Origin of the sequence: Brevibacillus sp. FSL L8-0520 (assembly GCF_037963895.1) — a bacterium.
In the GTDB taxonomy this organism is placed as follows: Bacteria; Bacillota; Bacilli; order Brevibacillales; family Brevibacillaceae; genus Brevibacillus; species Brevibacillus borstelensis.
The window spans coordinates 3,383,263-3,395,017 of the sequence record NZ_CP150171.1 but is presented as its reverse complement, the minus strand read 5'-3'; the positions used below and the strand labels follow the sequence as shown (position 1 = coordinate 3,395,017).

Here is an 11,755-nt window from a genome sequence, read left to right as displayed (position 1 = left end):
AAAAAATTGCAAAATCCGGCAGGAAATGATGTGGAAGCTGTCGAAAATGTCAGTACGATTATCGGAAGAAGTGGGGGGTACATGTGCCTTTAACGCCGTTAGATATACACAATAAAGAATTCAGCACAGGATTCCGCGGTTACAACGTCGACGAAGTAAATGAATTTCTGGATCAGATCATCAAGGACTTTGAGCTTCTGATCAAGGAAAAGAAAGAAATGGAAGAGCGCATCGCCATACTGAATGAGCGTGTGGATCACTATAAAAGCCTGGAAGAAAACTTGAGCAAGTCCATTCTCGTCGCTCAGGAAACGGCCGAAGACGTGAAGTCAAACGCAAGAAAAGAAGCTCAGTTGATCCTGAAAGAAGCGGAGAAAAATGCAGACCGGATCGTCAACGAAGCGTTGGCGAAGTCTCGCAAGATTGCAATCGAGATCGAAGAGTTGAAGAAACGGGCGTCTGTGTACCGGATGCGTTTCCGTACGCTGCTCGAAGCCCAATTGGAGATGCTGGAAAACGGCGCGTGGGACGATATCGAACAAGCAGATTCGTCTTCCGCAGTGCTTGCCGAATAATCCATTGACGCCAGGGCTATGATGGTACTATAATTTATTGAAACTTTTCTTTACAACTATACACTTACTGACAAACGATGATCGGGACGAGTAAGCGATCGAGCGCAGCTTAGAGAGCCGGTGGACGGTGAAAACCGGACTGCTGCTTGCCGCTGAAAATCACCCGGGAGTTCAATAACCGAAAGACTGCTGGCTGCGTCGTGCGGCGGTCGAGTAAGTGAGCGCGTCATTCTCGTTACGAATGAATCAAGAGGAACAGGGCTTGTGCCGGTATATTTCGGCTGATTTCTGTTCAATCAGGGTGGTACCACGGGAGCTTTCTCTCGTCCCTACAGGGGATGAGGGAAAGCTTTTTTATATTTTTCTGTAGGAGTGAATCAGACAATGGATTATAGCAAAACGCTGGCACTGCCAAAAACAGACTTTCCGATGCGCGGGAATCTTCCGGCCCGCGAGCCTGACATGCAGGCAAAATGGGAAGAGCTGAATATTTATGAAAAAGTGCAGGAGCGGACAAAAGGACGCCCCAGCTTCATTTTGCATGACGGCCCTCCTTACGCGAACGGCGACATCCACATCGGCCATGCCTTGAATAAAGTGTTGAAGGACTTTATCGTCCGCTACAAATCGATGGCGGGCTACTGCGCTCCGTACATTCCGGGCTGGGATACACACGGCTTGCCAATCGAGCAGGCAATCATCAACGCCCAAGGGCTGGATCGCCGCAGCATCGAGGTAAATGACTTCCGCAAACGCTGCGAAGAGTACGCCTGGAGCTACATCGACAAGCAGCGCGACCAATTTAAGCGCCTCGGAATTCGCGGTGACTGGGAAAATCCGTATGTGACCCTGCTGCCGGAGTACGAGGCACGTCAAATCAAGATTTTTGGCGAAATGGCGAAAAAAGGCTACATCTACAAAGGGCTGCGCTGTGTGTACTGGTCCCCGTCATCGGAGACTGCGCTTGCCGACGCCGAAATCGAATACAAGGACAAGCGCTCGCCATCCATCTACGTCAGCTTCCAGGTACAGGATGGAAAAGGCAAGCTGGATACGGAAACAGGTGTCGTAATCTGGACGACCACGCCTTGGACGCTGCCAGCCAACCTGGCGATCTCCCTGCATCCGGAACTGGAGTACAACGTAGTCAAAGCCGACGGACGCAAATTCGTACTTGCGGGCGGACTGTTGGAAGCGGCCAGCAAGGAAATCGGCTGGGAAAGCGTAGAGGTGCTGGCAACCTTCAAAGGGCAGGAGCTCGAAGGCGTAGTCACCAAGCATCCGTTCTACGATCGCGAGTCGCCGATCATCCTTGGCGAGCACGTAACGCTCGACGCCGGTACGGGCTGCGTTCACACTGCTCCGGGTCACGGGGAAGACGACTTCGCTGTCGGTCAAAAATACGGCCTTGGCGTACTGTGTCCTGTGGACCACGAAGGAAAAATGACCAAGGAAGCTCCCGGCTTCGAAGGGTTGTTCTACGAAGATATCAATAAGCTGGTCACGGAAAAGCTGAATGAGACAGGCGCACTCTTGAAGCTGGGCTTCATCACTCACTCGTATCCGCATGACTGGCGTACGAAAAAGCCGGTCATTTACCGTGCGACAGAACAGTGGTTTGCTTCGATTGATGCATTCCGTGAAAACATGCTCGAGGCCATCAAAAACGTGAAGTGGATTCCGCACTGGGGAGAAACCCGTTTGGCGAATATGATCGCCGACCGCGGAGACTGGTGCATTTCCCGCCAGCGCGTATGGGGTGTGCCGATTCCGATCTTCTACTGCAAAGACTGCAACGAGCCGATCATCAATGACCAAACGATTGAGCACATCTCCGAGCTGTTCCGCAAAGAAGGCTCGTCCGTCTGGTTCGCTCGCGAGGCTAATGAGCTGGTGCCAGAAGGCTTGTCCTGCGGCAAATGCGGCTGCACGGAATTCCGCAAAGAAACAGATATCATGGATGTATGGTTTGACTCCGGCTCCAGCCATGAAGCGGTATTGAGAGAGCGTGGACTGGGCTGGCCGGCTGACATGTACCTGGAAGGCTCCGACCAATACAGGGGCTGGTTCAACTCCTCGCTGTCCACTGCCGTTGCCGTATACGGTACAGCACCGTACAAAGCGGTATTGAGCCACGGCTTCACGCTGGATGGAGAAGGGCGCAAAATGTCGAAGTCGCTCGGCAACACGATCGTTCCGCAGGAAGTCATCAACAAGCTTGGCGCGGACATCCTGCGTTTGTGGGTAGCTTCGGTCGATTATCAGGCTGACTCGCGCATCTCTGACGCGATCCTCAACCAGATCGCGGAAGTATACCGCAAAATGCGCAATACGTTCCGCTTCCTGCTGGGGAATCTGGACGGCTTCGATCCGGCGAAAGACCGCGTAGCCTACGAGCAATTGAGCGAGCTGGACCGCTATGTCCTGGCCAAAGCAGCGCAAGTAGTCAAGCGTGCGCGCAAGGCTTACGACGAGTACCAGTTCCACACTGTCTTCCATGCCGTTCACAACTTCTGCGTCATCGATCTGTCTGCTTTCTATCTGGATATTTGCAAAGACCGACTCTATGTGGAGGCGCCGGATAACCTTAAGCGTCGCGCAGCGCAGACTGTCATGTACGATTGTCTGATGAGCCTGGTCAAGCTGGTGGCACCGATCCTGCCGCATACAGCAGATGAGGTATGGAGCTTTATCCCGGGTGTGACAGAAGCAAGTGTTCAGCTGACTGACATGCCGGAAGCAAATGAACAGCACTTGGGCTTTGCAGCGGAAGCACTCAGCAAATGGGATGCGTTCCTCGCAGTACGCGATGAGGTACTGAAGGCTATGGAAGAAGCGCGCCGGAACAAAGTATTCGGAAACTCCGTAGACGCCAAGCTGGCGCTTTATCCGCAAACGGAAGAGACGGCAAGCGTACTGTCTTCGATGGAGGATCTGGCCGACCTGTTCATCGTTGCCCACGTTGACCTGCATCCGTACGGAACGCCTGCTCCTGCGGAAGCGGCTGCATTGGAAGGAATCTCTGTCGTGGTAGCTCCTGCTGACGGTGTAAAATGCGAACGCTGCCGCGTCGTGAAGCTGGATGTCGGTGCCGACAGTGCACATCCTTCCATCTGCAAGCGCTGTGCATCCGTTGTCAACGAACACTATGCGCATGTAACGGAGTAAGAGGTCCTTTCATCGGTCAAAAAACAACTGAAAATCGACGAATGAAAAGCAGTTTTTGTCAAAGTCGCCCAAGTCGTCATGACTTCGGGCGACTTTTTGGTGCGCCCAGCATGGGCGATAGCTATAGGGTGAAAGTCCCGAACGGGGGTTGGCTGTACCAACCGTTAGCTCAAGGCAAGGGTGTCGACCGCGAGGTCGAATCTGAAGGAAGCCGGCGGCAAAATCCCGACCTGAGGTACACGAACCCAATTTGAGGCTGTTGTATCCGGGCGAGTCTGCCAAACAAGACAAAGCCCCATACAGCCAAGGGATACAGTAGTAAACTTGGGCAGGTACATGGGATGAAAGTTATCGTTCTTACCTGGGGAGGTCTGCATGAAACGCCTTCAACTGTTGGTAACCGTCTCCGTAAGGAGACGCTGAACATGCAGAAGTCAGCAGAGGCCATAGTACCCGAGTAGAGGACGCTTGAATGGGGAAGGGCCGAACATCAAGTCAGCATGCGATCCATGTCTTTTGATACGGTACGTCGAAGCAGAATTCTGTCAAGGAACTACTTTTGAAGAGCAGGGGTGAAGCCCCGAGGGTACAAAAGAGGGCTGAGTATCGTACAGCAAGCACGGAGTCCGCATGTGCGAAGGAAGGAACATCATTATGGATTTGCTGGAAAAAGTCTTATCACGGGAAAACTTACGGATGGCACTCCAACGAGTGGAGGAAAACAAAGGTGTCGGTGGAGTCGATGGTGTTTCAACCGAACAACTACGCGATTATCTACGTGAACACTGGCAAGCCATCCGCGAGAAGATGGAAAGGGGAACCTATAGACCTTCACCTGTTCGCAGAGTCGAAATCCCGAAACCTGACGGTGGTGTAAGGTTATTAGGCATTCCCACCGTGGTAGACCGCTTTATTCAGCAGGCCATCCTCCAAGTGTTAACGCCGATCTTCGACCCCACCTTCTCGGAATCTAGCTATGGGTTCCGTCCAAAACGTAGCGCTCACATGGCAGTAAGGAAAGCGCAAGCGTATATCTCCGAAGGATATCGTTTCGTGGTGGACATCGATCTAGAGAAATTCTTTGATCGCGTAAATCATGATATTCTAATGAGCCGTGTGGCTCGAAAAGTTCAGGACAAGAGAATTTTAAGACTGATTCGTTCCTACTTGAATGCGGGGATCATGATAAATGGCGTCTGTACAACATCAAGTGAAGGAACACCGCAAGGTGGGCCGTTAAGCCCACTTTTGGCAAATATCCTACTTGATGATTTGGACAAGGAACTCGAAAAGAGAGGCCACCGTTTCTGCCGCTACGCAGACGATTGTAATATCTACGTGAAAACAAAACGGGCAGGGGAACGAGTAAAGAAGAGTATTCAAAACCACTTGGAGAAGGTACTAAGGCTAAAAGTAAATGAGGAGAAAAGCGCGATAGACCGACCATGGAAACGAAAATTCTTGGGCTTTAGTTTTACCTTTGCAAAACAGACAAGGATTCGCATCCACCCCAAATCCCTCCTCAAGCTAAAAGAGAAAATCCGCACGATCACGAATCCGGTGTGGAGCATCTCGATGGAGAAGCGGATTGAAAGAATAAATCAGTACCTCATGGGCTGGATTGGATATTTCGCCCTTGCAGACGCGAAGGGCATTCTACAATCCATTGAGGAATGGACAAGGCGCAGGCTCCGTCTTTGTTTGTGGATGCAGTGGAAACGCGTGAGAACCAGATATCGAGAACTTCGTTCTCTTGGCATATCTCACGTAAAAGCCATTGAAATTGCAAATACCCGCAAGGGTGCATGGCGTACCACAAAATCTCCGCATATACACAAAGCCCTCGGCATTGCCTACTGGCAACAACAAGGGCTGAAAAGCTTAGTGCAACGATATTCTCAAATTCGTCAAGCTTGGTGAACCGCCGTATACCGAACGGTACGTACGGTGGTGTGAGAGGACGGGGGTTAGTCGCCCCCTCCTACTCGATTTATCCCTCCGAATAGTGTTTTTTTCTCCATGACCTTTACCTTGATACGGTTGGCGTATTTGCGGCCGGGGTTAATTTGAACAGCGAATAGACATACTACCCTTCAGAGATAACAAAGGAAGGACGGTGTCATACGTGGACGAGCAGAAGCTGGCGCGCTTCAGGGTAAGACTTCTGGAGCAGAAGAAGGAACTGGAGGATCGGGTGCAGGACCACTATGGAATGCGCGAACCGATGTCTACTTCCCTACAGGAATTTTCCATGTACGATAACCACCCGGCCGATATCGGCAGCGAAATGTTTGAGCGGGAAAAGGATCTTGCCCTGGACAGCTTGGACAGGGAAACACTAAAGGAAATCGATCAGGCGCTGAGCAGAATGGAGGAAGGCACATACGGCATCTGTACGGTATGCGGACAGGACATACCGGAGGAGCGTCTGGAAGCGTTGCCTCAAGCCCAGACGTGCAAGGAACATGCACCTGCTCCGAACCTCAACGAATCGCGTCCAATCGAGGAAGAATTCCTCCAGCCGCCATTTGGGCGGACTTCTCTGGATGAAAAAGAGGGACAAAACGGCTTCGACGGCGAGGATGCCTGGCAAATCGTCGAGGCGTGGGGAACCTCCAGCACGCCGTTTTCCTTCGTGGATAATGACAAAACCGACTACAAGGAAATGTATATAGAAAGCGACGAGCCAGACGGGTTTGTCGAGGCTGTGGAGGAAATCGGATATACGGATATTCACGGCTATCACGGGCCGGACAGCGTCAAATTCATGCGCAGCGGAACGTATGAAGAGTACATGCGCAAAGGCGAAGGAAAAGGGCAGTTCTTGAATTATGAAGATGCCTTGGAAGAAAGAGCGGAGCGGGAAGGGCGAAATGATTTGATGTAAATCAGGAGGACTTTCATGCAGATCGCACGCGTTGAGACGTATCCCTTGCTCTACACGCTTGGGCAGCCGTATGGGGACGCAAATGGGTACAAAAAATACCGGACCTGTTTCCTGATCAGGATCATTACCAACTCCGGCACCGAAGGCTGGGGTGAAGCGGTTGACTGGCTGCCCACACTGGAAAAAGGCTTTTCCGAGAGGATCATTCCTTATTTGCTTGGAAAGCGGGCGCCAGACCGGTTGTCAATCGTCTCCACCATCGCAAAATGGCACCAGCGTGCTGCCGTGGCGGTGAGCATGGCTCTGACTGAAATTGTGGCAAAAGAGGCAGGCTTGTCACTGTGCGAACTGTGGGGAGGTGCCTTGCATAGCTCTATTCCGGTTTACGCCTCGTTTCAATCGTACAGCGATAGAGAAGACTGGCCGCTCCATTCAGTCCGCCTCGTCGAAGCCCAGATTCACAACGGTTTTCGCATGGTCAAAGTGAAAGTCGGAGGCAGGTGCTGGCAGGAGGACCGGAGGCATATTGAACGACTGAAGGCCTCCATTCCGGAAAGTGTTCAGGTGGCTCTGGATGCAAACCAAAGCTATGATCTGGCGACTGCCCGCAAGTGGGAGCAAGTTTTTTCTCGCTATGGAAATTGGTTGTGGATGGAAGAGCCGATGCCGATGGAAAGGACCGAGGAGTATGTGAAGCTTCGTGCAGCTCTTTCGGTTCCTTTGGCAGGCGGGGAGAATTTGATTAGATGTAATCAATTTTTACCTCTGTTAAAAAATGGGGCTGTTGACTTGATTCAACCTGACCCCGTTCATTCGGAAGGCATAGACAGCTATCGGGAGAACCTGACGATGGGCCGAAATTTTGGGCATCGGGTTTCCCCCCATGTTTACGACGGCTCCCTGGCCCGTCTTTATGCCATCTGCTCACAAGCTTGCTTGCCTGCCTGGAGCAAAATGGACGGAGACAAAATCGAGCCTGTCGAATGGGACGTCATGGAGAATCCGTTTACGGAATTATTCCCAATAAAGCTTCAGGGAGGACTGGCTGTCGTCCCTGATGGCATCGGTATTGGTGTTGAACCGGATTGGAGAATTATAAACGCATTGCGCTGGGACGGCAGCGCATACGTGTAAATACGGGGAGATTGGACATGGCGCAAAACACAAAAAATCTGGTTGGTTTAACCGGCATCCCGCTGGTCATGGTGCTGGGCAATTCAATGCTCATCCCTGTATTGCCCACGATGAAATCCAAAATGGATCTGACTGCCTTGCAGACGAGCTTGCTGATCACTGCTTTTTCGATCTCTGCGGGAATTGTCATTCCGCTTGCGGGCTATTTGTCAGACCGGTTCGGACGCAAGATCGTCATTATCCTGTCGCTCATCCTCTATGGTGCAGGCGGCTTGGTGGCCGGTCTGGCATCGCTCTGGTGGGACAATCCGTACATGCTTATCATGCTGGGTCGCGTAATGCAGGGGGTTGGAGCGGCAGGAACAGCTCCGATCGCGATGGCGATGGCCGGAGATTTGTTCAAAGGCGCCTCGGAAAGCCGGGCGCTTGGCTTGATGGAGACGTCCAACGGGCTTGGGAAAGTCCTCAGTCCGGTTTTCGGCTCGCTCCTGGCGATGATTGCGTGGTATATGGTGTTCTTGGCTTTTCCCATTATTTGCGGAGTGGTTTTGCTGCTGTTTCTGTTTTTTACCAAGGAGAAAAAACAGGAAAAACAGCCGATGCCGGTTCGCCAATATCTGCAGTCGATTGGGCAAGTCTTTCGGCAGCATGGGCGCTGGTTGATTCCGGCCTTTTTTATCGGGAGCATCTGTCTGTTTACGCTTTTCGGGGTCTTGTTCTATCTGTCCGACCTCCTGGAAGAAAAGTATAAAATCGACGGGCTCTTGAAAGGCGCATTTTTGGCGGTTCCCCTTTTGGTGATGAGCATCACAGCGTACATCACCGGATTGATTATCAAGAAAAAACTAGGGCTCATGCGCCTCTTTGTCATCATCGGGATGTTCCTGCTTGCCACTTCCTACGTTATCGCCAATTTTGTAAAAGGTGCTTATGTATTGACGGGCGTTCTTATCATTGGAAGTGTCGGTACGGGATTAATCCTGCCCTGCCTGAACAGTATGATCATCGGGGCTGTAAAGAAGTCAGAGCGGGGGATGATTACCTCATTGTACAGCGGTGTCCGTTTTATCGGTGTAGCCGTCGGACCGCCTGTGTTTACCTGGCTTTTGGATAGGTCAAGAAGCGTGATGTTCCTCTCGATTGCGGGGCTGGCTGCACTATTTGGGGTGGTGGCGATCTTCTTCTTGAAACCGAAGCAAGCAGGGGATGCTGCCTCGGAGCAGCCGTCGGAAGAAGAGGAGGAAAGCGCCAAAGAGACAAAGGCGATGGAGCAGGTAGCGGAGATTCTTGGCATCCATCGGGAGAGCGAAGAGGACAAACGACGCGTGGAAGCGATAAAAAGGTTTGGATTCGATCCAAACGATTTAATGGACGCCTTGTTAAAGAACAAAGGGACCAAAAACAAGGAAAAAAGCTGACAGGCATCCGCCTTTTTAAAGGAGATGCCTGTCTCTTCATGTTTTCACATTCGCGGAAAAGGGATGGCGCCTTGCTTGCTCAAGCGTCAACGGATAGAAGTCATCATACAAATATCGGCTAAACGGTTTTTGCCCTTTTACCGCTACGGGTATTTCCTCAAACCAAACGGCTTCTTCCACATCGGTTCCGGTTGGGAGATCCGCAAGATGCAGCACCCGGGCTATGTAGATATCCTTTACGATTTCACCGCCAACCGTGTACTGACCGATCCTCTCGATTGCTTCCAGGACAGCACCCGTCTCTTCAAAGGTCTCCCGGACGGCGGCGGACAGGCTTGTTTCACCGGGCTCGACTTTTCCCCCGGGAAGTTCAATCCCTCGCGTCCGATGACGGGTAAACACCAGCTTTCCTTGCCAAAAGGGGAAGACGAGGACGTGCTTGGCGGTACGCTGGCGAAAGACGGCAGGATCAAAGGTAAGGGTAACCGCGAAGCCGAAGTCATCTACGAATTCATGCATGCTTCACTGCTCCTTCAGTTGGAGTGAAATGTGCTTTACTGCCTTCATCGCCTGACCTGCCGCCAAAGACAGGCTGCCATAATCCGCACCGTTGGTGACATCACCGATCGCGTAAATCCATTCTGTCCCTTTGACCTGCTGATAATTGTCTGCCGGCAGATAGCGGGAATTTTCTTCTCCCAAAAGGCTGTCTAACCCGTCAACATTGCCGTGAACCCCAATTCTGGGCAAAATGCGATCGACGCTTATTGTTGAAGGCGTATCCGGACGAAAGGAGCGAAGGGACAAAACAGCTTTTCCATCCCGCTCCGAGCAAGCGGCGACCTCCGTTTCCCACAGAATCGTCAGCGAAGGAAGCGTGGAAAGTCGTTCTCTCCACTGGGAGCGGGCCCGCATGTGGGCGCTTCTCACCAAGAGGTGAACCGTCCGTGCATAGCGGCTCAGATTGTAGGCGCTCTCCGCTGCACGATCGCCTCCGCCGATGACGGCGATGTCCATTCCGGTGACTGCTTCCGCCTCGGCGGTAGTGGAAAACCAGGGGGCCAGTACCTTGGAACAATCCGCGAGGGCAGGAATCTGATTAGGGCTTACGCCTGTCGCAACGATCAGATAGTCTGTCTGATAGGCCGTCCGCGTGGTTGTTACCTTTCGCTTGGTGGGATCGACCGAGGTCAGCGCTTCACCAAACCGGACTTGCAGGCTTCGAAGCACTTTATGACTTTGCAGCTCTTCAAGAAGGTTCGTTCCGTCCGCGTAAATATGCGGAGGAAAATCCCAGATTTCATTGTGGATTTGCGCCAGCTGGCCGCCCAACCGATCCGTTTTCTCGATCAGAATGCAGGACAACCCGAGCCGTTCGCACCAAATGGCGGCCGACATTCCCGCTATGCCGCCGCCAGCGATAAGTACCTGAACATGTTCCACACGAGTCCCCCTTTCCAAAAAGAGACTGCCAAACGCTCTCTATATATATGCTTTCTATGATGATCCAGACAGTTTTAGACTACCCCTTTCGACGGGCGAGTGCAAGAGTGTTCTGCCAGGCCGGGATCAAGATGTACAACCCGTAGGCAAAGACCACCCAGACCGAGAAGGAAAGCACCTGCTCATCACTCATGTGCGGGAAGAAGAGAGTGTGATTCGAAAGGGAGATGCTGTCCAGCATTAGTCCTACGGCTGTGCCAAGCATCCCGAAGCGGACGAGGCCGTACTTTGATGGATCAATCAGGTGGTAGGAAAGGCCCACCAAGTAAAGAGCGATGGCCGTGACAGCTTCCAGTCCGAGAAAGACGGGGAAAAACAGGTCGTGTGTCACACTGACAAGTACGTGATGGCCAAAGTAACGGAAAAATAACGTGACCAGCAGCCAGACTATTGCGCCGGAGACAACCGGAGTGACCCATTCGCGTGTTGACAGTTTCATCGTGATTCGGCTCCTTTCCTTCCAACAAGAAATGAAATGACATGAGCGAGGTCGGCATACGCCTGATCGGCATCAAAGGTGGGCGACAGCAGCGCCTGCAAGGCGAGTCCGTCAATCCACGCATTGAACAGAGGGGCCCAGCGTTCGGCTGGAATATCAACAGGTGTACGCTCCCCCGCGAATTTTTTGACAATCTCGCCAAGCGCTTGATTTTCCTGGTCCTGCAGCAGGGCCAGCTCGCTGCGCAATGAGTCCTGATAGATACCCGCAGCGATCAAGGAGAAATAGACGCGATGATACGGAGAATCATGGGTACAGCGGCTCCGGGCGGAAGCGAGCGCCTTTTCCAAAATGGCTTCGCCTTGGCCGGCATCTGCCAGAAGGTCATGCCAGGAATCCTGACACATTTCTTTAATCAACTCGAGAAGCAGTTGTTCTTTGTTGCGAAAATGGTAGTACACCGTTCCTTGGGTAACGCCTGCTCCCTCGGCCACAGCTTTCAAGGTAAGGGCCTGCATCCCGTGGCTTGCGATTACCTGACGGGCAGATTGGAGCAATTCCTGACGAGAGATGACGTTCGGTTTGGCCATATACTCACCCTCTTGACATTGATTAGTTAGTTGAATGACTA

10 protein-coding genes and 1 other annotated feature are annotated in these 11,755 nt (G+C 52.2%); of the genes, 6 read left to right on the top strand and 4 right to left on the bottom strand.

All coding sequences use genetic code 11. The annotated features are described in order from the left end of the window. The first annotated feature begins 83 nt into the window (after positions 1-83). From NSQ24_RS16910 to NSQ24_RS16885, 6 genes are all read left to right on the top strand, one after another. The gene (locus tag NSQ24_RS16910) at positions 84-575 is read left to right on the top strand and encodes a DivIVA domain-containing protein (protein WP_003386233.1); all 492 of its coding nucleotides are present in this window, start codon (positions 84-86) and stop codon (positions 573-575) included. A 68-nt stretch (positions 576-643) separates the two neighbouring features. Further along, positions 644-909, top strand: a binding site (T-box leader). 50 nt (positions 910-959) lie between these two features. After that, positions 960-3,743 carry an isoleucine--tRNA ligase gene (gene ileS, locus NSQ24_RS16905; RefSeq protein ID WP_024984193.1) on the top strand — a complete coding sequence of 928 codons (2,784 nt, stop codon included), beginning with the start codon at positions 960-962 and terminating at the stop codon, positions 3,741-3,743. A 654-nt stretch (positions 3,744-4,397) separates the two neighbouring features. After that, positions 4,398-5,663: a group II intron reverse transcriptase/maturase gene (gene ltrA, locus NSQ24_RS16900; protein ID WP_024985202.1), complete on the top strand. Its 1,266-nt coding sequence runs from the start codon at positions 4,398-4,400 to the stop codon at positions 5,661-5,663. A gap of 205 nt (positions 5,664-5,868) precedes the next feature. Further along, a complete protein-coding gene (locus NSQ24_RS16895) occupies positions 5,869-6,630 on the top strand; it encodes a TraR/DksA C4-type zinc finger protein (protein WP_003386231.1) in 762 nt (253 codons plus the stop codon). Between the two features lie 15 nt (positions 6,631-6,645). Beyond that, a complete protein-coding gene (locus tag NSQ24_RS16890) occupies positions 6,646-7,764 on the top strand; it encodes a mandelate racemase/muconate lactonizing enzyme family protein (protein ID WP_339166267.1) in 1,119 nt (372 codons plus the stop codon). A gap of 17 nt (positions 7,765-7,781) precedes the next feature. After that, positions 7,782-9,182, top strand: coding sequence for an MFS transporter (locus NSQ24_RS16885; RefSeq protein WP_031932816.1), 1,401 nt, complete (start codon positions 7,782-7,784; stop codon positions 9,180-9,182). 36 nt (positions 9,183-9,218) lie between these two features. Here NSQ24_RS16885 and NSQ24_RS16880 read toward each other — a convergent pair whose 3' ends face one another. From NSQ24_RS16880 to NSQ24_RS16865, 4 genes are all read right to left on the bottom strand, one after another. Beyond that, entirely contained in the window at positions 9,219-9,701 is a 483-nt protein-coding gene (locus NSQ24_RS16880) for an NUDIX domain-containing protein (protein ID WP_339166265.1), read from the bottom strand. A gap of 3 nt (positions 9,702-9,704) precedes the next feature. Then, complete coding sequence (locus NSQ24_RS16875; RefSeq protein ID WP_003386226.1) at positions 9,705-10,625, bottom strand: NAD(P)/FAD-dependent oxidoreductase; 921 nt, start codon at positions 10,623-10,625, stop codon at positions 9,705-9,707. A gap of 79 nt (positions 10,626-10,704) precedes the next feature. Beyond that, the gene (locus NSQ24_RS16870; protein ID WP_003386225.1) at positions 10,705-11,124 is read right to left on the bottom strand and encodes a hypothetical protein; all 420 of its coding nucleotides are present in this window, start codon (positions 11,122-11,124) and stop codon (positions 10,705-10,707) included. Continuing rightward, the gene (locus tag NSQ24_RS16865; protein ID WP_003386224.1) at positions 11,121-11,714 is read right to left on the bottom strand and encodes a TetR/AcrR family transcriptional regulator; all 594 of its coding nucleotides are present in this window, start codon (positions 11,712-11,714) and stop codon (positions 11,121-11,123) included. Before NSQ24_RS16865 ends, NSQ24_RS16870 begins: the two co-directional genes overlap by 4 nt. Positions 11,715-11,755 lie beyond the last annotated feature (41 nt).

Bases quoted from the DNA above. Each gene is read 5' to 3' on its own strand.
- ileS (WP_024984193.1), top strand. From the start codon at position 960: ATGGATTATAGCAAAACGCTGGCACTGCCAAAAACAGACTTTCCGATG.
- ltrA (WP_024985202.1), top strand. From the start codon at position 4,398: ATGGATTTGCTGGAAAAAGTCTTATCACGGGAAAACTTACGGATGGCA.
- NSQ24_RS16890 (WP_339166267.1), top strand. From the start codon at position 6,646: ATGCAGATCGCACGCGTTGAGACGTATCCCTTGCTCTACACGCTTGGG.
- NSQ24_RS16885 (WP_031932816.1), top strand. From the start codon at position 7,782: ATGGCGCAAAACACAAAAAATCTGGTTGGTTTAACCGGCATCCCGCTG.
- NSQ24_RS16880 (WP_339166265.1), bottom strand. From the start codon at position 9,701: ATGCATGAATTCGTAGATGACTTCGGCTTCGCGGTTACCCTTACCTTT.
- NSQ24_RS16870 (WP_003386225.1), bottom strand. From the start codon at position 11,124: ATGAAACTGTCAACACGCGAATGGGTCACTCCGGTTGTCTCCGGCGCA.
- NSQ24_RS16865 (WP_003386224.1), bottom strand. From the start codon at position 11,714: ATGGCCAAACCGAACGTCATCTCTCGTCAGGAATTGCTCCAATCTGCC.